26 protein-coding genes and 1 pseudogene are annotated in these 20,700 nt (G+C 32.8%); 24 read left to right on the top strand and 3 right to left on the bottom strand.

The genetic code is table 11. From position 1 onward, the window contains the following. Window positions 1-4: 4 nt before the first annotated feature. From Q0992_RS14220 to Q0992_RS14200, 5 genes are all read left to right on the top strand, one after another. Window positions 5-667: a hypothetical protein gene (locus Q0992_RS14220; protein WP_299525813.1), complete on the top strand. Its 663-nt coding sequence runs from the start codon at window positions 5-7 to the stop codon at window positions 665-667. Next, window positions 651-1,721, top strand: a complete 1,071-nt coding sequence (locus Q0992_RS14215) for a sensor histidine kinase (protein ID WP_299525810.1) — start codon at window positions 651-653, stop codon at window positions 1,719-1,721. The genes Q0992_RS14220 and Q0992_RS14215 overlap by 17 nt, the downstream gene beginning before the upstream one ends. Then, entirely contained in the window at window positions 1,708-2,400 is a 693-nt protein-coding gene (locus tag Q0992_RS14210) for a LytTR family DNA-binding domain-containing protein (RefSeq protein ID WP_299525807.1), read from the top strand. Before Q0992_RS14215 ends, Q0992_RS14210 begins: the two co-directional genes overlap by 14 nt. A 3-nt stretch (window positions 2,401-2,403) precedes the next feature. Next, complete coding sequence (locus Q0992_RS14205; protein WP_299525804.1) at window positions 2,404-2,877, top strand: hypothetical protein; 474 nt, start codon at window positions 2,404-2,406, stop codon at window positions 2,875-2,877. A 139-nt stretch (window positions 2,878-3,016) separates the two neighbouring features. After that, window positions 3,017-3,592: a DUF4136 domain-containing protein gene (locus tag Q0992_RS14200; protein WP_299525801.1), complete on the top strand. Its 576-nt coding sequence runs from the start codon at window positions 3,017-3,019 to the stop codon at window positions 3,590-3,592. On the opposite strand, the gene Q0992_RS14195 is transcribed toward Q0992_RS14200, so the two are convergent. Continuing rightward, window positions 3,586-4,749 (bottom strand): THUMP domain-containing protein, encoded by a 1,164-nt coding sequence (locus Q0992_RS14195; protein ID WP_299525798.1) that lies wholly within the window; start codon window positions 4,747-4,749, stop codon window positions 3,586-3,588. The genes Q0992_RS14200 and Q0992_RS14195 overlap by 7 nt on opposite strands. A gap of 144 nt (window positions 4,750-4,893) precedes the next feature. Between Q0992_RS14195 and Q0992_RS14190 the strand changes: the two genes are divergently transcribed. The 18 genes from Q0992_RS14190 to Q0992_RS14110 all read left to right on the top strand — a co-directional run bounded on the left by Q0992_RS14190 (window position 4,894) and on the right by Q0992_RS14110 (window position 18,766). Further along, window positions 4,894-5,625, top strand: coding sequence for a class I SAM-dependent methyltransferase (locus tag Q0992_RS14190; protein WP_299525795.1), 732 nt, complete (start codon window positions 4,894-4,896; stop codon window positions 5,623-5,625). A gap of 9 nt (window positions 5,626-5,634) precedes the next feature. Next, window positions 5,635-6,309: a ZIP family metal transporter gene (locus Q0992_RS14185; protein WP_299525792.1), complete on the top strand. Its 675-nt coding sequence runs from the start codon at window positions 5,635-5,637 to the stop codon at window positions 6,307-6,309. Next, window positions 6,310-6,738, top strand: a complete 429-nt coding sequence (locus tag Q0992_RS14180; protein ID WP_299525789.1) for a DUF4268 domain-containing protein — start codon at window positions 6,310-6,312, stop codon at window positions 6,736-6,738. It begins immediately after the preceding gene. 229 nt (window positions 6,739-6,967) lie between these two features. After that, window positions 6,968-8,380: a T9SS type A sorting domain-containing protein gene (locus Q0992_RS14175; protein WP_299525786.1), complete on the top strand. Its 1,413-nt coding sequence runs from the start codon at window positions 6,968-6,970 to the stop codon at window positions 8,378-8,380. A 329-nt stretch (window positions 8,381-8,709) separates the two neighbouring features. Continuing rightward, window positions 8,710-9,348, top strand: a complete 639-nt coding sequence (locus Q0992_RS14170) for a hypothetical protein (protein ID WP_299525783.1) — start codon at window positions 8,710-8,712, stop codon at window positions 9,346-9,348. 164 nt (window positions 9,349-9,512) lie between these two features. Then, window positions 9,513-9,836, top strand: coding sequence for a VOC family protein (locus Q0992_RS16895; protein ID WP_367277964.1), 324 nt, complete (start codon window positions 9,513-9,515; stop codon window positions 9,834-9,836). Then, entirely contained in the window at window positions 9,742-10,068 is a 327-nt protein-coding gene (locus Q0992_RS14165; RefSeq protein WP_299525781.1) for a DNA alkylation repair protein, read from the top strand. Before Q0992_RS16895 ends, Q0992_RS14165 begins: the two co-directional genes overlap by 95 nt. A 144-nt stretch (window positions 10,069-10,212) precedes the next feature. Next, window positions 10,213-10,896, top strand: coding sequence for a GLPGLI family protein (locus Q0992_RS14160; RefSeq protein WP_299525780.1), 684 nt, complete (start codon window positions 10,213-10,215; stop codon window positions 10,894-10,896). A gap of 117 nt (window positions 10,897-11,013) precedes the next feature. After that, a complete protein-coding gene (locus Q0992_RS14155; RefSeq protein ID WP_299525777.1) occupies window positions 11,014-11,811 on the top strand; it encodes an AraC family transcriptional regulator in 798 nt (265 codons plus the stop codon). A 53-nt stretch (window positions 11,812-11,864) separates the two neighbouring features. Further along, entirely contained in the window at window positions 11,865-13,031 is a 1,167-nt protein-coding gene (locus Q0992_RS14150) for an alpha/beta hydrolase-fold protein (protein WP_299525774.1), read from the top strand. A 143-nt stretch (window positions 13,032-13,174) separates the two neighbouring features. Further along, window positions 13,175-14,167, top strand: a complete 993-nt coding sequence (locus tag Q0992_RS14145) for a hypothetical protein (protein WP_299525772.1) — start codon at window positions 13,175-13,177, stop codon at window positions 14,165-14,167. 48 nt (window positions 14,168-14,215) lie between these two features. Then, window positions 14,216-15,367: a trypsin-like serine protease gene (locus tag Q0992_RS14140; protein ID WP_299525769.1), complete on the top strand. Its 1,152-nt coding sequence runs from the start codon at window positions 14,216-14,218 to the stop codon at window positions 15,365-15,367. Window positions 15,368-15,577: 210 nt separating this feature from the next. After that, window positions 15,578-15,907 carry a hypothetical protein gene (locus tag Q0992_RS14135; RefSeq protein ID WP_299525766.1) on the top strand — a complete coding sequence of 110 codons (330 nt, stop codon included), beginning with the start codon at window positions 15,578-15,580 and terminating at the stop codon, window positions 15,905-15,907. Window positions 15,908-15,910: 3 nt separating this feature from the next. Then, window positions 15,911-16,330: a DUF6196 family protein gene (locus Q0992_RS14130; protein WP_299525763.1), complete on the top strand. Its 420-nt coding sequence runs from the start codon at window positions 15,911-15,913 to the stop codon at window positions 16,328-16,330. Window positions 16,331-16,335: 5 nt separating this feature from the next. Beyond that, a complete protein-coding gene (locus tag Q0992_RS14125; protein WP_299525760.1) occupies window positions 16,336-16,746 on the top strand; it encodes a hypothetical protein in 411 nt (136 codons plus the stop codon). Between the two features lie 126 nt (window positions 16,747-16,872). Continuing rightward, a complete protein-coding gene (locus Q0992_RS14120; protein ID WP_299525757.1) occupies window positions 16,873-17,592 on the top strand; it encodes an ATP-binding protein in 720 nt (239 codons plus the stop codon). 187 nt (window positions 17,593-17,779) lie between these two features. Next, window positions 17,780-18,283 (top strand): cupin domain-containing protein, encoded by a 504-nt coding sequence (locus Q0992_RS14115; RefSeq protein WP_299525754.1) that lies wholly within the window; start codon window positions 17,780-17,782, stop codon window positions 18,281-18,283. Between the two features lie 12 nt (window positions 18,284-18,295). Further along, window positions 18,296-18,766 carry a DUF1572 family protein gene (locus Q0992_RS14110; RefSeq protein ID WP_299525751.1) on the top strand — a complete coding sequence of 157 codons (471 nt, stop codon included), beginning with the start codon at window positions 18,296-18,298 and terminating at the stop codon, window positions 18,764-18,766. On the opposite strand, the gene Q0992_RS14105 is transcribed toward Q0992_RS14110, so the two are convergent. Further along, window positions 18,763-19,392: a hemolysin III family protein gene (locus Q0992_RS14105; protein ID WP_299525748.1), complete on the bottom strand. Its 630-nt coding sequence runs from the start codon at window positions 19,390-19,392 to the stop codon at window positions 18,763-18,765. The genes Q0992_RS14110 and Q0992_RS14105 overlap by 4 nt on opposite strands. Continuing rightward, window positions 19,393-20,085 carry a DUF4294 domain-containing protein gene (locus Q0992_RS14100; protein ID WP_299525746.1) on the bottom strand — a complete coding sequence of 231 codons (693 nt, stop codon included), beginning with the start codon at window positions 20,083-20,085 and terminating at the stop codon, window positions 19,393-19,395. A 124-nt stretch (window positions 20,086-20,209) separates the two neighbouring features. Between Q0992_RS14100 and Q0992_RS14095 the strand changes: the two are divergent. Then, window positions 20,210-20,700: pseudogene (locus tag Q0992_RS14095) on the top strand (M42 family peptidase); the annotation flags it as partial.

The raw sequence follows: 20,700 nt of genomic DNA, 5'->3' as shown, positions 1-20,700 counted from the left end.
TATTATGAAAACTAGAACATCAATTATTTTAATCGGGTTAGCTTTATTCTTAAGCTCATGTATCGTAAAATCTATTCAACCCTTTTACACAGCAGAATCACAATATTTTGACGACCGCCTTGTAGGTGATTTTATTACAAAGGGAAAGTCTACTTGGAAATTTCTAGCGTTCAAAACAGAATGGGAAAAAGAAAACCAGGACAAAAGTAAACTCACCAAAGAGGACTATGAAGAATTTGAACAGTATAAAAATGCTTATTATGTTGAATATATCAGTAAGGGTGATGAAGCCTATTTTATTGCCATGCCCTTTAAAGTTGGTGAGCATTTGTTCTTGAATTTCAGCCCTTTATATTATGATGAAAATGATGTAAATGGGATGTATGCACAACACTTATTGAAAACCCATTCGGCCGCTAAAGTCGACTTTAATAAGGATGACACAATTATATTATCTTGGATTTCAGAATCTGTCATAAAGCGTTTGTTTAATGAGCAAAAAATCCGGTTAAAACATGAAACTGTAGGTGTAAATGAAGATTTGGTTTTAACGGCTAGCAGTGAGGAGCTACACAGTTTTCTCAAAAAATTTATGTCCTCAGAAATTGAAAATAAATGGAATAAGGACGATATAGTTACTTTAAACCCACATGATGCAAAACCTTAGTTTATATTCCATTATAAAAAGGCCCAATTACCACAGACCACTATTATTTAATAGTGTGCTGTGGTCTTTAGCTTTTGTTATTCTATTGTTTGTGTTTTCAAAGGGGAAGACACCAATAACTATCGATTTTATATATACAGTTACTTTTTTAGCTGCTCTGGCCATACCTGCATCAATCAATTTTTATATTCTAATGCCTAGACTTTTAAAAAAAGAGCGGTATATTATTTACGTTGCATGCTTCGTTCTTAATCTATTACTTTTTGCATTTTTAAGTAGTTGGCTGTTGCAACCTATATTAGATGCGCTTTTTAGCAGTTACTTTTTCATCTCATATTTGTCCAAAACAAATATTCTGTTGGTCTTTGCTATTTTCTTAATTGCCTCAACTTTAATTAAACTAGCTGAAGACTGGTTTTATTATAACACCAATGAGAACAAGCTTTTACGCTTAAAAAATCAACAAATAGAAACCCAGTTATCCGCATTAAGATCACAAATAAATCCACATTTTTTATTCAATTCCCTTAATGTAATTTATGCTCTAGCATTAGAAAAAAAAGAAGGTATCACCAATGCTATTGTTCAACTATCGGATATTTTGCGTTATGTGATTTATGATTCCGATACAGAACAAGTAACCTTAAGGGATGAAATAAAGTTATTAAAGAATTATATTGCATTTCAAAATCATCGCGTTAAAACACCTTATAAGACAGATTTTGACCTAGATGTAAAAGACGAGGGTTTTAAAATCTATCCAATGCTACTTTTACCTTTATTAGAAAATAGCTATAAGCATGGTATTGGCACCAGTAAAACAACTCAACCCATATCGATTAAAATGTCTCAAGCAGGCACTAATTTCGAATTTTTAATCACCAACGTAAACCTCGATAACAAAAATCAGCTCCGAGAAAAACATTCTGGTATTGGGCTAGAAAACATTAGGAATAACCTTAATTTGGTGTATCCCAATAGGCATCAATTTGAAGTCAGTGAAACGAGTGAACAATTCAAAGTAAGATTATCTATTAACAATGACATCCCATAAATCCATTTCATGCTTAATTATAGATGACGAGCCATCATCACAAAAGGTATTGCAACATTTCATTGCACAAACTCCAGTACTGGACTTAAAAACCACTTGTAACAATGCAATGGAGGCTTTTAAATATTTACAGCTTAACGATAAGGTTGACTTATTGTTCTTGGATATCAATATGCCCAAACAATCAGGACTGGATTTTTACAAATCATTACAAAATCCACCATCGGTAATTTTCACAACGGCCTATCCGCAATATGCCGTTGATGGTTTTGAGGTCAATGCCATAGACTACTTGCTAAAACCAATAGCCTATGAACGATTCCTTACGGCTGTAAATAAGGTACTTCACAATAATGACAATATAGGAAATGATGATGAATTTATAATCCTCAAAGAAAATAAGGCATTGCATAAAATTCGTTTTGAAGACATTCAATATCTGGAAGCCTTTGGTGATTATGTAAAGGTGCATACAAAACAAAAGACGATAATAACGCATAGTACATTTTCTAAGTTTATTGAAAACTTACCTCATTATTTTCTAAGAATCCATAAATCCTTCTCTATTAACCTAAAGAAGCTCAATCATCTTTCAGGAAATCAAATTAGTATCGACGACCATAAAATTCCAATAGGCCAAACCTATAAGCAGACCGTTTTAAAAGCCTTAAATTTGTGATTCATGAAAATAGAATCAATCGTCACCATAAAAAAAGAGCTTCAACATTTGCCGAAAGAGGATTTGCTAGAATTATGCTTAAGACTCGGAAAGTTTAAACAAGAAAACAAAGCGCTACTCACCTATTTATTATTTGAAGCCCATAATGAAGATGGCTATATTGCAAGTGTAAAGTCCACCTTAGACGAACTTTTTGATGGCATAAACACGGACAGTTATTTCTACATGAAAAAAACCATTAGAAAAATACTTCGTCAAATTAGAATATACAGCCGTTACTCCCTTAAAAAATCAACAGAAGTCGAACTCCTACTCTATTTTTGTGAACGATTGAATACGCTACGGCCTTCTATTCATAGAAATAGAACATTAAGTAATTTATATGAGCGCCAAATAATATCCTTAAAGAAAAAGATACCTGTCTTGCACGAGGATTTGCAATACGACTACAATTCCCAATTAGAAGCACTTCGATAAGCAAGGCATTTGATTAGATTTAGTTTTTATATTCTTAGTTATATGCTTTTATTAAACAACCAATCTCTAAAATTGACATTTGTCATAGTATATCTTAACTGTAATTCAGAACTTTAAGAACATTCTAAATTATAGTGTCATGAGAGTTTATCCATTTATATCCAGCTTTTTACTTTTATTACTTTTTAATTGTGCAGCGACGACCGAAGTCGTCTACGATTACAACCTTGATGTTGATTTTAATCAATACGATACCTATGTACTATGTATCGATGATTTTATGGTAGAGCATACAAATCATCCAAAAATTGACAATGACAATGTGAGACAGCTTATAGGTGATGCCGTCGCAGTGGAGATGGAAAATAAAGCTCACAAAACCAATGTCCTGAAACCACAATTACAGGCAGGCTTTAGAATTTTAATTAGTGAAGAAACAGCCCAGTTCAAAAACTGTGAACATTCCAAATACCTAGAATATTGGGAAAGTTGTACGCTTCATGAAGAAACTTACGAAGAGGAAACCTTAATTGTTTATGTTGCAGATTTTGAAACCAACAAAGTATTATGGCACGCATCGATTATTTGTGAACTCGATAAATCCGAAAAGAAACTAGAACCTTATATCAGGAGTTTGGTCAGGGATTTATTCGAAACCTATCCAAAAACTCAAGTAGGACAAAACCCAGATGAGTTTAAGGAAGACATTCAGTGATGTTGTTTCTTAGCTTTGCGGCTACCTTCGTACATTTCATATTTTAACAAGCGCGATTCTAGTTTGGCATTAAAGACTTTTATTTTGCGAGAAGGTCTTAACCCAATATACTTCAAGGCTTCTAGATTAGACGTAATAAGCCATGCATTGGTGTTGGGATACCCATGCTTTAATGTATTGCCAATATTTGTATAGAATTCTTCAACATTTAAGTTTTCTAAACGCTCACCATAAGGCGGATTAAATACCATATGTAATTTATCCGTTCCTGCTTTTTGGGTTTTAAAGAAATCTTCATGCTGAATATGAACAAACTCATCTAAATGTGCATTTTTTACATTGGCTTTCGCCTTTCTTACTGCAGAAGGCGATTTGTCGTAACCAATAATCTTATGATGAAAATCCCTTGTCTTTTTCAAAAGCGATTCTTCTATAGTTTCAAAAAGATCGACGTCCCAATCTTCCCAACGTTCAAAAGCAAATTCCTTTCGCATTAAATTAGGTGGAATATTACACGCAATCATAGCAGCTTCAGCCAGAATAGTGCCACTACCACACATAGGATCCATAAAATCGGTCTGGCCATTCCAACCGCTCATCATAATTAACCCAGCAGCAAGTACTTCGCTAATGGGAGCAATATTTGTAGCTGTTTTATAGCCTCTACGATGCAAAGATTCACCTGAGGTATCCAATGAAATGGTGCAGCGCTGGCGATCTATATGGACATTGATTTTTAAATCTGGAAAGCGCAAATCTACATTAGGTCTTGTGCCACCAAGCTCTCTAAAGCGATCTACAATAGCATCCTTGGTTTTTAAAGCCGTGTATTGCGAATGGGTAAACACGCTATGATGCACTGTGGCATCTACTGCAAGAGAACCTGTGGGTTTTAAGTAATTTTCCCATTTAATATGCTTTACGCCCTTGTAGAGATCGTCTTCTCTTGCAACCCTAAAGGATTTAATAGGCTTTAAAATCTTAATAGCTGTACGTAGGGCTATATTAGCTTTGTACATAAAGCCCTTATCGCCCAAAAAACTTACATTACGGACGCCTTTTTCCACTTGAATAGCTCCAAGTTGTGTTAACTCCTTTGCCAAGAGATCTTCAAAACCAAATAAGGTTTTGGCTACCATTTTAAAATTATTGCTCATCGGTTCTAAAATACCTTAAGGTAAGTGCATTTAAAATTAATTGAAATCAACATTTAACTATCGCGACATAGATTGTACCCAAATCTCGCTTAACGCACATAAAGAAAACAAATTTAAACTATTTTTGCAGCACGCATTACACTTATGACAAAATCAACGCAACAGTGGTACGCTTCATGGTTCGATACTCCTTACTACCACATTTTATATAAAGACAGGGATTATTCCGAAGCACAAGGTTTTATGGATAATCTCACCAATTACCTTAACCTCCCGGAAAATGGAAAAATTCTGGATTTGGCTTGTGGAAAAGGAAGGCATTCCATATACCTCAACACATTAGGCTATAAAGTGACTGGAGTCGATTTGTCCGAACAGAGTATTAAACATGCCAATCAATTTGAAAATGATACGCTCAAGTTCGATGTGCACGATATGACCAAACCTTATCCCGACACCTTTGATGCCGTCTTTAATCTCTTTACCAGTTTTGGGTATTTTGATGACGATGATTGCAATCTCAAAACCATTGCTTCAATTAAATCGGAATTGAATGTATCTGGTTTTGGCGTCATAGATTTTATGAATGTCAACTATGTTATTAATAATTTGGTTGCTGAAGATGTAAAAAAGGTAGAAGGCATAGATTTTCACCAAAAACGTAGTCTAAAAGATGGCTATATCACAAAGGACATAAGCTTTAGTAGTAATGGTGAAATGTATGAATTTCAGGAACGTGTCAAAGCGCTGACATTAGAGGATTTTAAAGTCTTATTCAATAAAGCTGATGTACATTTATTGGATATTTTTGGGGATTATAAATTGCAAAAATACCACCCTAATACTTCCGAGCGCTTGGTCATGATTTTTAAGTAATTTGTAGGTATGAACAAATATCTATTTCCTATATATGCGATCATCATTGGTGTTATTATTGCCTTTTTAACCAAAAGACAAAACTCCATTTACACCAAATTACTACTATCGTTTAGCGGTGCTTTTTTATTGGCTTTAACCCTCTTCGACTTGCTACCCGAAGTCTATGAATTCCTCGATGCCAAACTTACAGGTTTATTGATTATGTGTGGTATTCTGTTGCAAATCATCCTAGAGTTTTTATCTAAAGGTGCTGAGCATGGCCACGTACATATTAGAAAAAATGATAAGAAATTCCCTTGGTTATTATTTATAAGTTTGTGTATTCATAGTTTTTTAGAAGGATTCCCCATACACCAGCATAATGATATCGTGTATGGAGTCTTTATACACAAAATTCCTATAGCAGCTCTATTAACTTCTTTTTTATTGCAATCCCAGTATATGAAAGAGCAAGCATTGAGTTTTATTTTAATTTTTACGGCTATGACACCTTTAGGGACACTAATCTCAAATACGACATCTATTGCACCAATGTACCTCAATAGTATCAATGCTATAGTGATTGGTATTTTTCTACATATTTCCACGACCATTTTGTTCGAAACTGGCGAAGGCCATAAGTTTAACCTATCGAAGCTTTTAGCCATTTGTTTGGGAGTTTTAATTGCTTATTTTATCTAAATGTTTAGCAAGGAAGAAAGTCGCCTATTGCGCCAGGAATTCTGGACGAGTTTTGGAAAATCCTTTCCGAGAAAATGGTTGTTGTACAACACCAAAATAAAAGGCTTATCCTTTAAGTTTCATTTCGATACCAAGTCGGCACTGATTGCCTTAGACCTAGAAGATGATTTGGAAAATCGCATCAACTGCTGGGAAAAGCTAGTGGCTTTAAAAAGCATCCTGCATAATGATTTTTTACCCGATGCCATTTATGAGGAGACGTACTATTTAGACAATGGTAAGGAAATATCGCGTATCTATTTGCCGCTAGATAAAAAAGTCTCTATCCATAACAAAAACACTTGGCAACAGGTTATGGAGTTCTTTAATACGCATATGCTATTATTTGAAGCATTTTTTGTGGAATATAAAGATTTTATTAAAGGTTAACTGAATAAAGGATATACCTACTTTAATTACAAATCTTTTTGATTGAAAATTTGCAAGAAAAGCATATAGATGATTTACTAGTTATTTGCTATCTTAGAACTACAGCAGAAACAACAACTGTGTACATTCCTGCAAAGAGCCATATACTAGATCGCTATAAGCAAGCTTATCTAAACATAACTAAAAAAAGAACTGACTTAAACTTATACAATAATTTATACATAGAGATATGAAGAAACTATACTTACTCATTGCAACATTTTTATTTTTTAATTTTTCAGAAGCTCAGGACGGTTCAATTGACACTAGTTTTGATACAGGAACAGGATTCAATAGCTTTATCAGCACTGTTACAATCTTAGACGATGATAAGATATATGTTGGTGGTAATTTCACTAATTTTAATGGGACCCAAGCAAATTTCATAGCAAGGCTGAATTCCGATGGAACTTTAGATGCTAGTTTTACACCCGCTAGTAATAACAATGATTATTTTAAAATAATTCCCGATGGAAATAATAAAATACTTGTAGGTGGTTTTTTTACGACTTATGATAATACTTCGGCTAGTATGATTGTTCGTTTAAATAATAATGGTAGCTTAGATTCAAGCTTTAACTCTGAGAATGGTGCAAATTTTTCTGTTCAGGATATTGTTGTCCAAGAAAACAATAAGATTGTAATTGGTGGGGTATTTACATCTTATAATAATTCAACGGCTAATAGAATAGCCAGATTAAATAGTGATGGTAGTTTAGATTTGAGTTTTAACTCTGGAAATGGATTTGATTTTAATAATTCAAGTGCAAATTTTGATACCTTTTTACAGTTTATTGAACCTCAAAATGATGGTAAACTAATTGCAGGAGGTAAATTTTCAAATTATAATGGAAGTTCAATTAATAATTTAGTAAGACTAAATAGCGATGGTAGTTTAGACTCAAGTTTTGATATAGGAACAGGATTCAATGATTCAGTTTTTGCCGCAGCTACTCAAGATGATGGCAAAATAGTTGTTGCAGGTGACTTTACCAGTTTTAACGGGACTTCTGTTAATAGAATAGTTCGCTTAAATAGCGATGGCAGTTTAGACTCAAGTTTTAATATCCAATCTGGTTTTAATAATTCTGTATTTAATATTGCTATTCAAAGTGATGGAAAAGTTGTAGCTGGAGGGAATTTCACTCAATTTAATGGAGCAATAGCAAATTATATTACAAGATTAAATATTGATGGAAGTATTGATACAACATTTAATATTGGAAGTGGTCCTGATAGTAGAGTTAATGACTTGGGTATTCAAAGTGATAGTAAGATAATTTTAGTTGGAGATTTTAATAATTATAATGGCTCGCAAAACAACAAAATAGCCAGATTAAATGTTGATTCTACATTATATCTTGATGACACAATAAATCAAAAACAATTTTATTTATTTCCTAATCCTGCAAAAGGACAATTCACAATTCAATCAAATAATACCTCTGATATTTATAATATATGTATTTACAATAATCTAGGTCAGTTTGTGTTATCTTCAAAACAAACTGTTATTAACACATCTGAGCTAACTTCTGGAATATACATTGTTGAGATTTTAACTTTAAAAGGAAAGGTAATGAAGAAGTTGCTTATAGAATAATGCTTATTTTAGAATTAAAACTAAAATAGTGGCCGAAATAGAAGCCAGCATACAACAATGGCTAAAATTACTAACGCCTGTTTACTGCGCTCGTGTCAGCTAATTCGACTACCCTTCGACGAGCTCAGCGGCCTCGTCAAAATCCACTCAGAATTATTAACTTGGGTAACAAATCAAAGAATTAAGTAACATAAAGCCGTAACTACGGTTATACGAACCGTTGCCAGTAATTAAAATCAACCCATGAGAGAACAAAAAATTGGATTAATAAAAATCGGTGAAGCATACTTAAAGTTTGATATTCATTTTTACTAAAATTTAAATAAATAATGAGAAAAATAATTTCAGTTTTCATTTGTTTACTATTATTCTCCTGCGGAACTAAAAAAGTTACATTAGAACAATTAAATTCTGCAAACAAAAACTTTTCCGTAAGGTTAAAAAATGCATTATTGACTTCAAATGTTCTAGGAGGTCATAAATCGAAATTTGGTAAAAACAAAAAAGAAGCTATTACAATGTATCATTTACGATTGAGAATAATAATAGATGGTATGTCCGAATATAGTCTTGTTGATTTTAATGATTTTTCATTGCTCGAACATCAGAATAAAATTAGACATCGACCTGAATATGTCACTTTTGGTGATGCTTTTAACAGCTATTCCATCCAAAAGATAAAATTAGAAGAATTCAAAGGGGAAGATAAGTTTTTTAAATATTCACAAGCTGGATACAAAGACGATGACCATCTTAAATTAGAATCTAATGCTATATCAGCTCTTACTGACAATTCATATCAGTATAGATTTAAAGTAGGTTTATTGCAAAAAAGGTTTATTAAGAAGAAAGCATTTACAATTCATTTTTATACGAGGATTGAGAAAGAAGGCGAATTTTCACTGTATTATAAGGATAAGTTAGTGAAAAAGTTCATTGGAAAAAAAAGCATAACAAAATTTGAATAAAAAACGAAATACCAACATTGACTATAATTGCTAACACCAGTTCGCAGTGCTCGTGTCATTGCAATTTGCTATCTTTCGCCTAAGGCATAAAATCATAGCTGGTTTTCTACAACGAGCCATACACAAAACCGTTGTGGGTAATTAAGAATTGAAAAGACCAAGTAATGAAAAAACAAAAAATGGCAATTTGTCTTTGGTATGATAACCAAGCAGAAGATGCTGCAAATTTTTACACTTCAATCTTTGAAGACTCGGAAATACTTAGAATAAGTAGATTCGGAAAAGAAGGATTTGAAATTCATGGTAAAGAAAAAGAATCAGTAATGACTGTCGACTTCAAGCTGAATGGAATGCGTTTCTTGGCATTAAATGGAGGTCCAAAATTCAAATTTAATGAACAAACCTCGGAATATTCTCTACGAATTGGCTCAGTCAGACGATATTTGGGAAAGAAGAACAGCAATTGTAAGTACCTACGCATTTATTAAAAAGGGCCAATTAGACGATACATTTAAAATCGCTGAGATTCTCATTAATGATGAAGAGGAATTGATAAACAAAGCAGTTGGAAGTTGGATTAGAGAAGTAGGTAAAAAGGATGAACAAAGACTTAAAAAATTTTTAGACAGATATGCGTCCACAATGCCGAGAGTGACTTTGAGATACGCGATTGAAAAATTCGATAAAGAGACGAAAAAGCAATATATGGATTTAAAGTAAAAATAAAACCTACCATAACAATATGTATACGTAACAACAGTTTAAATGATAAAATAAAATCATAAACATATAACAAAGGTTGGTGAATAGAAATCCGCTACTATTCATACATAAAACCTTTGGCAGTAAGCTAAAAAAAACCATATGAAAAAACCATTGACAATAATCTTGATTTTTCTATTTCAATTTATAATTGCGCAAACGAATTCAGCAACTGTGATTTACAAAATAAATTTGAACAAAGATTCTATACATAATGTTTCTAGCAAATTCGTAAAAGAAATGATTGCACAAAGTGATTCTGTTTATGCTACACTGAATTTCAATTCAATAGCGTCTAATTACTATCTAGACCTCGACATTTCAAAAATGTATGGATTTCCTAATTTTACTAGAATATTTGGAGGAAGTGACAACCTTATTTATTACAATCAAGACAACAAGGAGTTTTTGAGCGAAACACTTGTTCTCGATTATCCCGTGATTATTTCAAAAGAACCTATAGAATGGGAAATTTTAAATGAAGAAACCAAATTAATTAATGGGTATTTGTGCAAAAAAGCAATTCAAAAAAGAGCTAAAGCCAATGATACTGCATTAACAAAGAAACCTGAATTTACAGCTTGGTTTTGTCCTGAAATACCGTTCAGTTTCGGACCTGAAAGATTTCACGGTCTACCGGGATTAGTTCTAGAATGTAAAAGTAATATTGTAAAATTTAAATTGGAAAAAATAACTTGGCATAAGGAGGAATTGGAAATTAATAAACCGAATAGTGGTGAAATAATCAGCGAAGAGGAATTTAAAAATAGAGTTGGAAGATTTTAAAATATATAACAGACAAATAAAGCTTACTGTCAACAAAGCGTATAGCTCATTACGGCGGAATTTCCTCTCGGAAATTCTTGCTTGTTTGCAATGTTTGGTTTACGACAGAATAATTATATGAAGTATCTTGAGCATGAAATATCTACTCCAAATAATCTGATTATAAAAAGTGTCTTTTGGCTTGAATGCGATAAAATTAATCGTTTTCAATTTTTCTTACCAAATGGACACCCAGAGTTTATGGTAACAGATTTTCCAGTATCAGTTATTTCTAAATCAAAATTAATAATTGAACACAAGACTTGTTTATTTTGGGGACAAATTAGATTCTCGGGGCATATAATATCTACTCATCCATATAAAATGTTTGGCATAACATTTCAGCCATGGGTGCTAAGATTAATTACAAATCCAAATAATCCCCAGTTACTGGATTCTATTGTTTCTGGTCATCTTGTTTTTTCACCAGATATTATAAAATACACAAATAATCTCCTAAAAACTGAAAAATTTCACAACTCACTAAATTATATTGAAGAGGAGTTGTCGGATTTATTAATAAATAAAATACTAAATCAGTGTATTGATCAAGAAGATTTAATAAAGACAACCCTAGCAATAAAAAATTACCCCAGTTTAAAAATATCAGAACATCTGACATTATATAATAAATCATTAAGAACTCTTGAAAATCAATTCCGAAAGAATATTGGAATAACTCCTAAAGAATATCAAAAAATAGTGCGTTTAAGAAAGGCAAGTGAAGACATTAAAAACGGTAAAAAATTTATTGACGCTGCGCTTGATTCTGGATATTATGATCAGCCACATTTTAATAATGAATTTAAAAAAGCTACGGCAAAAAGTCCTACCCAATTTACTTGGAACGAAAATTTAATTTTAAGTAAACTTTGATTTCGTTTTTTTACAAGATTTGAAATATCTAAAAGGATATTTTTACAAAAAAAATGATGAAAAATCTACTCTACACAATAATACTATTTGTTGTTGCACCTATTATTTATGCACAACAGAAAACACATCAAATTAATAAATCCTTTTTATTTGAGTCGAAAGTTTTAACTGGAAATCGTGAAATTTGGATTCATGTCCCTGAAATAGAAAAAAAAAGCTTAGAGAATCCACAATCTGTCTTTCCGGTTATTTATGTTCTAGATGCTGAACATAACTTTTTAAATACTGTTGGTATTACACAGGCACTATCTAGAGCAAATTTAATGCCAAATGTAATTGTTGTTGGAATAAGTGGTTTGTATAGAGAGTATGACTACTCTCCTACAAATATTAACGTTGACTATATGAAAACAGGAGGAGGTCCAAACTTCCTTACTTTTTTATCAAGTGAGCTAATACCATATATAAATAAAGAGTTTCCTTCTTCTAATCATAATACCATAGTAGGACATTCAATAGGCGGTATGTTCACCTTATATTCACTCGTAGAGAATACGAATAAAGTTTTCAGTAATTATCTGGCAATTAGCCCAAGTCTTTGGTGGGACAATCAATCTTTAGCCAACGATTGGAAGACCCATTTAAAAACTTTGAAATTAAAAGAAAGTAAACAGGTATTTATTACAATGGCAGATGAAGCGAAGCTTAGCAATGATGGTAAAGCCATGCATAATCAGTACCTTGAGTTTAAGAATAGTGTCAAGAATAGGTCAAATTTTAAAATAGAATACCTCGATTTATTTAAGGAAGATCACCTTTCAACAGTAACTCCAGCTATGCACTATGGTTTAAAGTTCCTATTTCAAAACTGGTGTATTGATCACTATTATAATACTCATAATTTTTCTGGTCTTAAAGAGTCGCTGCAAAATTTATCTATGATATATAATTTTAATGTTGCTCCAGATTACAATCAATTGGTAAATATGGGTCGTTATTACTATAATAAAAAAGAATACAAAAAGGCAATTAATATTTATGAATTTGGTTTGGAGAGTTATGATGAAGGTTTAATGTTAAACGGTTATGTAGCTCAGGCTTATTTAAAAAATGGTGAATTAGAGAAAGCCAAAAAACACTTTAATAAAGGACTTGAAATTGCAACCATTAAACAGTCTCCCATGAGTTCCTGGTTTAAGAAGGAACTCACAAAGCTATAACCAAGAACATTAAAATAGATGAGTAAATATAGTTATTTGACTGTATCGCACAAATAGAAATTGCTATCGTCTAAATTACTGTACATAATCATTTTCAGTTACTCATTGTATGTAATTAAAACCTATAAATTATAAGAACTATAATGAAAAATAGATTCATTGCATTTTTATTAATAATATCATTAGCCTGTTCAGACAAAAAAGAAGCTTCTAAAAAACGTCATTTAGAAACTTTAAGTCACCCTTATAAAATTGATTCAATTCTTCATAAACCTATCAAGTTTCATCCTGAGGTTGTGTCCACACATGTTGACAAATTCAATACTAGTTTTAGCCCTGACGGACAAACCATTTACTATACAGTAACAGCGCAAAAACTGGGTGTAACAGGAATTGCTTTTCAAAAATTTGAAAAAGCAACCTTCGGATCACCTGAATTTGTTCCCTTTGTATCATCAGATATTCCAGTGACTGATGTCCAAATCTCACCTGACGGGAATTTAATGTTGTTCTCATCTTTCAAAGATTACGAAGGAAAACCTGAAGGGTTTAATTTTAATATTTGGACTTCTGAATTAAAGAATGGTCAGTGGCAAGAACCAAAACCTTTAGGTTTTCCCGTATCCTCATCAGGAAATGAATTTTATCCTGTAATGACTAATAATAAAAATTTATACTTCAGTTCTGATAAGGAAGGAAATTCCGATATCTATTTGTCAAGATTTCTAGATGGAGAATATCAAGAACCAGTAAGGCTTCCAGACAATATCAATTCAAAAAAAAGAGAGGCTGATGCATTTGTGGCTAACGATGAATCGTTTATGATTTTTGTTAGAGTAGATGAACCTGAAGGTTACGGTAAAAGCGACTTATACATTAGCTTTAAAAAAAACCAAACCGAATGGTCCGACCCGATAAATATGGGTAAAGATGTAAACAGCAATGAGATTGATGGCAGTCCATATGTTACATCAGATAAAGCCTATTTAATTTTTACTTCAGGAAGAATCACAAAAGGGATTAAGAAGAGCGCTGCTAAAAGTTATAAAAACTTTATTTCTACTATTTCTTCAAGTAAAAATGGTTCTCTAAATTTTTATATTATGAATCTCGATTTAGATAAATATAGACCATAAAAACCATAGTTGTATAGTAAAACTAACTTTAATAAAAAACACATAAATATGAATTTTTTTAAGCACTTCAAATCATGCATCTTTCTTTTAACCATTTTATATTTTGGTAGTAGTTTTATAGTTATTCGCCATGATAGTGAAGATCAAAAATATCTGGACTATGGAAAAAATGGAGGCTTTGAATCCTTGGCAGTTTTTCAACATGGAAATGGAACTCTAATTCATCCTAATTGGATAATAACCGCTGAACACGTAACTGTAGGGGTTTATGAAGGTAGTATGGTTACCATTAATAATCAAAAATATGAGGTAGAAAAAGTTTTCATATATCCTCAAGAATCAAACAATGATGTTTATAAAAAAAAGGATATCGCACTAGTCAAGCTTAAAGAATCAGTAACTGAAGTCTCTCCGGTAAAATTCTCAACTAAAAATCCAAAAGAGGGAACAAAAATTCATATTGCTGGAAGTGGAAGAACGGGCAATGGACTTTCAAAAAGATTGGAAAGTGATGGAAAGATAAGAGGGGCTACAAATGTAATTGATAATGTCTCTGAACTATTTATAACCTTTGACTTTGACCGTCCTAATGACAAAAATGTGACCGAATTAGAAGGTGTTTCTGGATTAGGTGATAGCGGAGGTCCGGCTTACATAAAAGTCAACAAAGAACTAATTCTAGTGGGTGTTTGCTCATTTTCATTTCATGAACAAATACCCGAAGGAAACTATGGCACTATTGATTATTACGTAAATGTTGCCAGCTTTACCGATTGGATTGAAACTATATTACGAGGAAAAGAATTTTTTGAAATGGAATATAATGGAGCAATCTTAACAGCGATTATTCAGTATAATTCTGTTGAGACACTTAAGGTTAATGATGAAAATGCATCTATTAAGCAAAAAGAGGAGCTAAGTAATATGATTTTAAATAAGTACAAATCTTATTTAGAAAACCTTTCCAGTGCGGAAAAAAAGCTCGAAACCTTCTTGAATTTTGTTAATCAAATAGCAGTTGCTGAAAATATTACCCAAGAGCTAGAAAATGTAGCTTTTGTGTTGAGTGGAAATAAATTACTTATTAATGGTAAGGAGACATCTTCAAAAAGTCACAAGGAAACCTTAACTTTATATGAAAGTTTCTATGGAGAAAAATTAATTGGAGATTCTAATATTGCATACAATCCAGAAGGGTAATTTAAATGCGGCTTAGCAACCAAACAAAAACGTCTTATAACAATATGTAATCATAATTAAGGCCGGTTCGACTATCCTTCGACAAGCTCAGGGCAGGCTCAAGCAAATCTATTTGCAATTGCTAACGCCAAAACTAAACCGAAAATTAACGCTTATAAATCTGTAGCTGAAGCTTATACGAAGCTGTTGCGTACAATTAAATCTTATAATATGTTTCAAAATATTAGAATGAATGTAATAAGAACTGCCCCAAATGGAATTGTCAATTCAGATACTATTTTTGATTTTACCCAAGATAAGGAATTAGTATCCGCAAAATATTCAGGGGGGAAAATTAGAAAAGGGTATTTAGTGGGTAATGTGAAAAATAATAGATTGTATTTTAGCTATTGTCAAGTAAGAACTAATGCAATGATAGATCATGGAACTTCTGTTTGTGAGATTTCGTATCAGGATGATAAGCTCATTTTAATAGAGAAGTTTGAAATGTCTTCTGAGAGAGGAAAAGAGATAGGAGTAAATATATATAAGGAAATGTAATTAATGTATATAAATAAAGAAAGTAAAGAGCAAACTGAAGAAAGGTTAATAAGAGTTTTGAAATCTTCAGACTTTAAGGTTTATCCAGAACCATACTATTTCAGAGAATTACCATTAAATAACTTTGTAATGGATCCAAATGCGTTGGCAATTGTTAGGGATGACGAAGTATGGAGTCTTTTAGTTCCTATTGAAAAGCAGGGTACTGAAAATTTTAAAATTTTCCGATTTCACTTTAAACCTAAATTAGACAATAGTGGATTTATTGGTTGGCTTGCTACTAAAATTAAGGAAAAATTTGGTTCTGGAATTTTTGTTACTTGTGGTCAGAATTCTAATTCGGGAGGAATATTTGATTATAATGGATGCCCAATCGAAATAGCTGATGAGATAATCAGTTACATTCACGAATTAAGAACATAAACTGAATGGATAACAGCATAATCGGAATTGGAATTGCACTTGGGATTAGTTTCTTTATTCTTTACACAAGGAAAAAGAAATGGATGAATCCTAAAATAATATGGCTGACCTGTTTCGGACTTTTAGCTGTTGGACTTTTCGGATTGTTAGATTCAAAAACAGAATTCAGAAATGACCGAATTATGTATTTCGGATTTTGTGTACCAATAGTTTATTGGATTTTTGACAGAATCTTTAAACGGATTAGTGAAAATATACATAAAAGAGATTTTATCCTTTTTATGAGAAATTCGGATGAAATTAACAATCGATTTGGGGCAAAAAATCCTCACGTAAAAGAATTTGACAAAATATTTTCGTTTGGACTTTTAATAATAATAGTTGTAACTGTATTGATTGGAATTAAAGTACTATGAAAATAAAAACGATTTGCCAACAATGCATACCGCAATTTGCTATCTTTAGGTTATGTTGGAAAAGTCAGCCAGAAATTTTCTGCAACAAAGCCATACACAAAACCATTGCGAGTAAGTTTATAGCAAATGTTTAAAACCTTTTTTAATTGGAGTACAGGAAAAGATTCCGCGATAGCGCTTTATTATCTTCAGAACAATAATGAGTTATCTGTTGACCATTTATTAACCACAATGAATAGTTATCATAATCGGGTTTCGATGCATGGTTTAAGGAGAGAGTTATTAATCAAACAAATTGAGTCTATAGGATTGCCCTACAGCACAGTTGAACTGCCTGAACAACCTTCAATGAATCAACACAACAAGCTAATGAGGAAAGAAGTGAATGAACTTAAAAAACAAGGATTCACCGATTGCGGGTTTGGGGATATTTTTCTTGAGGACTTAAGGCACTATCGAGAACAACAACTTAAGGATATTAAATGTCACTTTCCGTTATGGCAAAAAAATACTAAAGCCTTGTATTTAGAATTTTTAAACCTTGGATTCAAAGCCATAGTCATTTGCGTCAATGGAGAATTACTCAATCCATCCTTCGTGGGTAGAGAATTAGACTATAAATTTCTTCAGGAATTACCCAATAATGTTGACCCTTGTGGTGAAAATGGTGAATTCCACACGTTTTGTTATGATGGTCCAATCTTCTCCCATCCAATAGAATTTGAATTAGGAGAAAAAGTTTTAAGGCAGTACAATAAGCCCAATGGAGAGATTAACGATAAAATAGACTATTGGTTTTTGGATTTAAAAGATAAAACTGCTCATAACAATGGTCATAAATGCTAACAAGAGTTCGATTTGTTGGCATCCTAGTCGGAAATCGAAGTCTTTTTGCTAAATTTATGGTTGGCTTCGTCTGTTCGTTGCACTCTTGTCTAGCCTCGAATTGACTGAGTAAATTGAGCTAAGACAAAATGGAAATCAAGAAAGCCTAAAGTAGTTAAGGAAGCACACTCTATAGATACAGTTTAGTATGGACGCAATAAAAACTATTGTAGAACAACTCGATTTAAAACCACATCCTGAAGGTGGTTATTTTAAAGAAACCTATAGAAGTACTGGCTGTATAAAACAAGATAGTCTAGATACAGAATATAAAGGACAACGCAATTATTCAACGTGTATTTACTTCTTATTAACATCTGAAAATTTCTCAGCCTTGCATCGCATCAAACAAGATGAAATTTGGCATTTTTATCAAGGCTCACCTATTCGACTTCATATGATATCCAATGATGGTATACATTCAGAACATTTGATTGGAAACAACTTAAGTAAGGGTGAAGCTCCTCAGTTTGTAGTACCTGGTGGCTATTGGTTTGCTGCAGAAGTTTTGGGAAAAGATACTTATGCGCTAGTGGGCTGTACCGTATCCCCTGGCTTTAGCTTCGAAGACTTTGAGTTAAAATCCCGACAGGAGCTTATGGAACTATTTCCACATTTAGAAAATACAATTACGAAGCTAACACATCATTAAAACAATGTATTAATGGAACCTTCAACACAACTAGCAAATAGACTTAGAGAAGTCATTTTAAACGGTACGTGGATTGCAAACACAAACTATAAACATCAAATTGAGCATCTAGACGTTACTACTGCCAACACCAAAGTGCCATCTTTAAACACAATAGCTGTTTTGGCTCAACATATTCATTATTATATTGAAGGCGTAAAAAACGTTTTCATCAATGGGGAATTAAATATAAGAGATAAGTACAGTTTTGATTTTCCCGCAATAACATCACAAGAGGAATGGCTGGCGTTTCAAAAAAGATTTTGGGATGATACCGAAGCTTTAGCAAATTATGTGGAACAACTCAATGATGATCAACTTATGGAACATTTTGTTGATGAAAAATACGGAAACTACCAGCGCAATATTGATGGTTTAATAGAACATGCTTATTACCATTTAGGGCAAATTGCAATCATTAAGAAGATGGTACTTTCTTCTTAAATAACGTGATTAAAAATCATAAAAAAGTGACAAATAGCACCAGCCAAAACAAATATATGCCATATGACGTGATTATAAGGTATGCGTTCTATAGCATAGAATACAATTCCTACAGTATAAGAAAGTCCACCTGCAAATAGCCATAAGACTCCGTTAGGACCAATAACATCCGAAAGGTTTGAAAAATCAAATACAATCAACCAACCCATAACCAAGTACAATAGTGTTGAAAAGATTTCGAGCCTACCCGTAAAAAAAAGTTTTAAAACCACACCAAAAGCAGCAATGCCCCAAACGGTCCAAAACAAGGGCCAGCCCAAACTATCTCTAAGAGCCACCAATAACACTGGAGTATAAGTTCCCGCAATCAACAAGTAAATACTGATGTGATCAACGATTCTGAAATTGTGTTTACGCCTCTCCCCTTTCACCGCATGGTAAAATGTTGAAGCCAAAAACAAAACAATGATGGAGATACCATAAACTATTACACTAAAAAGACTCCAAGGTTTAGCAGTATTATTAGAAAAAACAATAAGTAAAACTAGAGCAACTACTCCCAATGCAGCACCTATTCCATGAGACCAAGCATTCAACTGTTCTTCGAGTTTAGTTTGCCTACGCATTTAATTTTCTCCTTTATCGAGTTGTTTTTTGGGTTTGGACCATTTATCGACACAAGCATAAAAGTCAATGTCAAAAGCTGGCTTTTGGCGCTCTAATAGCTCACTCCTAAAGGCCCGCTGTAAAATATCCTCAATTAAGTAATCCTCCTCCACTTCTATTGGGCTAAACTCTTCTTTTAGGGATATATCAAATAAACTTGCCGTATTATTAAACCAGAATGCACGCCAGCCACTCCGAAGCTCTTTAATAAGTTGAAATGTTGTTTTGCCAGTTTGCCTGTGAATTAATTTTATTAGAATTTGTCCTTCAGTTTTTGTTAGCTTTTTGAGCTCTGTTGAAAACTCATCTTCAATATACTTCTGAATTACTTTGGCATAACGTTTCTTATCACGCTTACGCTCTAAAGTAGCCAATCGTTTTTGTAAGGTTTCTAATCGCTCCGCCGCCAATTTAGCGTATTTATAGACCTTCAGTGTTTTACGACGCAAAACAATATAACGTATACGCTCATCCCTGTTTCTAAAATTAAGGTCTGGTAGCACCAATACTTCATCTAATTCCACTTCAGTTACTGCTACAGAATCGCCTTCAATAATCATATAATATACCTGCGTAGTATCCTTCTTAACAGGGTTTTCCTGGGCAAAAGTCAATGCAGAAATTAATAGTATTATGTATGTGATATACTTCATATATAATGACACTTCCAAAATCGTTCCAAAAAACAATTTATGGCGGTTTCAAAATTAACAATTATTACAGGCTATAACCCTAAATTCCTATTAATATTATTATTTTTAAGCAAAATTTGTATACATGGCAAAAAAGCAATTACTGACTAAAAAGTCGATGGCCTTTTTAGAAAAATATCTAAACAATGCATCACCAACAGGTTACGAATGGGACGGTCAAAAACTATGGATGGACTACTTAAAACCTTATGTTGATGAGTTTATAACAGACACGTATGGAACTGCAGTTGCGGTTATAAACCCCAAGGCAGCATATAAAGTTGTCATTGAAGGGCATGCCGACGAAATCTCTTGGTATGTCAATTATATTTCTGATAAAGGTTTGTTATATGTTATAAGAAATGGTGGTAGCGACCATCAGATTGCTCCAAGTAAAGTGGTAAATATCCATACCAAGAAAGGTATTGTAAAAGGGGTTTTTGGCTGGCCAGCAATTCATACGCGAAACAGAGCTAAGGAAGAACCACCAAAACTAGATAACATCTGTATAGACATTGGTGCAAAGGATAAAGCTGAAGTTGAAAAAATGGGAGTTCATGTCGGTTGCGTTATTAC

The sequence above is a fragment of the Winogradskyella sp. genome, assembly GCF_028289625.1.
Taxonomy (GTDB): Bacteria; Bacteroidota; Bacteroidia; order Flavobacteriales; family Flavobacteriaceae; genus Winogradskyella.
The sequence above is the reverse complement of the archived record's forward strand: the minus strand, read 5'-3'. Positions and strand labels throughout refer to the sequence as shown.

Bases quoted from the DNA above. Each gene is read 5' to 3' on its own strand.
- Q0992_RS14220 (WP_299525813.1), top strand. From the start codon at position 5: ATGAAAACTAGAACATCAATTATTTTAATCGGGTTAGCTTTATTCTTA.
- Q0992_RS14215 (WP_299525810.1), top strand. From the start codon at position 651: ATGATGCAAAACCTTAGTTTATATTCCATTATAAAAAGGCCCAATTAC.
- Q0992_RS14210 (WP_299525807.1), top strand. From the start codon at position 1,708: ATGACATCCCATAAATCCATTTCATGCTTAATTATAGATGACGAGCCA.
- Q0992_RS14205 (WP_299525804.1), top strand. From the start codon at position 2,404: ATGAAAATAGAATCAATCGTCACCATAAAAAAAGAGCTTCAACATTTG.
- Q0992_RS14200 (WP_299525801.1), top strand. From the start codon at position 3,017: ATGAGAGTTTATCCATTTATATCCAGCTTTTTACTTTTATTACTTTTT.
- Q0992_RS14195 (WP_299525798.1), bottom strand. From the start codon at position 4,749: ATGAGCAATAATTTTAAAATGGTAGCCAAAACCTTATTTGGTTTTGAA.
- Q0992_RS14190 (WP_299525795.1), top strand. From the start codon at position 4,894: ATGACAAAATCAACGCAACAGTGGTACGCTTCATGGTTCGATACTCCT.
- Q0992_RS14185 (WP_299525792.1), top strand. From the start codon at position 5,635: ATGAACAAATATCTATTTCCTATATATGCGATCATCATTGGTGTTATT.
- Q0992_RS14180 (WP_299525789.1), top strand. From the start codon at position 6,310: ATGTTTAGCAAGGAAGAAAGTCGCCTATTGCGCCAGGAATTCTGGACG.
- Q0992_RS14175 (WP_299525786.1), top strand. From the start codon at position 6,968: ATGAAGAAACTATACTTACTCATTGCAACATTTTTATTTTTTAATTTT.
- Q0992_RS14170 (WP_299525783.1), top strand. From the start codon at position 8,710: ATGAGAAAAATAATTTCAGTTTTCATTTGTTTACTATTATTCTCCTGC.
- Q0992_RS16895 (WP_367277964.1), top strand. From the start codon at position 9,513: ATGAAAAAACAAAAAATGGCAATTTGTCTTTGGTATGATAACCAAGCA.
- Q0992_RS14165 (WP_299525781.1), top strand. From the start codon at position 9,742: ATGAACAAACCTCGGAATATTCTCTACGAATTGGCTCAGTCAGACGAT.
- Q0992_RS14160 (WP_299525780.1), top strand. From the start codon at position 10,213: ATGAAAAAACCATTGACAATAATCTTGATTTTTCTATTTCAATTTATA.
- Q0992_RS14155 (WP_299525777.1), top strand. From the start codon at position 11,014: ATGAAGTATCTTGAGCATGAAATATCTACTCCAAATAATCTGATTATA.
- Q0992_RS14150 (WP_299525774.1), top strand. From the start codon at position 11,865: ATGATGAAAAATCTACTCTACACAATAATACTATTTGTTGTTGCACCT.
- Q0992_RS14145 (WP_299525772.1), top strand. From the start codon at position 13,175: ATGAAAAATAGATTCATTGCATTTTTATTAATAATATCATTAGCCTGT.
- Q0992_RS14140 (WP_299525769.1), top strand. From the start codon at position 14,216: ATGAATTTTTTTAAGCACTTCAAATCATGCATCTTTCTTTTAACCATT.
- Q0992_RS14135 (WP_299525766.1), top strand. From the start codon at position 15,578: ATGTTTCAAAATATTAGAATGAATGTAATAAGAACTGCCCCAAATGGA.
- Q0992_RS14130 (WP_299525763.1), top strand. From the start codon at position 15,911: ATGTATATAAATAAAGAAAGTAAAGAGCAAACTGAAGAAAGGTTAATA.
- Q0992_RS14125 (WP_299525760.1), top strand. From the start codon at position 16,336: ATGGATAACAGCATAATCGGAATTGGAATTGCACTTGGGATTAGTTTC.
- Q0992_RS14120 (WP_299525757.1), top strand. From the start codon at position 16,873: ATGTTTAAAACCTTTTTTAATTGGAGTACAGGAAAAGATTCCGCGATA.
- Q0992_RS14115 (WP_299525754.1), top strand. From the start codon at position 17,780: ATGGACGCAATAAAAACTATTGTAGAACAACTCGATTTAAAACCACAT.
- Q0992_RS14110 (WP_299525751.1), top strand. From the start codon at position 18,296: ATGGAACCTTCAACACAACTAGCAAATAGACTTAGAGAAGTCATTTTA.
- Q0992_RS14105 (WP_299525748.1), bottom strand. From the start codon at position 19,392: ATGCGTAGGCAAACTAAACTCGAAGAACAGTTGAATGCTTGGTCTCAT.
- Q0992_RS14100 (WP_299525746.1), bottom strand. From the start codon at position 20,085: ATGAAGTATATCACATACATAATACTATTAATTTCTGCATTGACTTTT.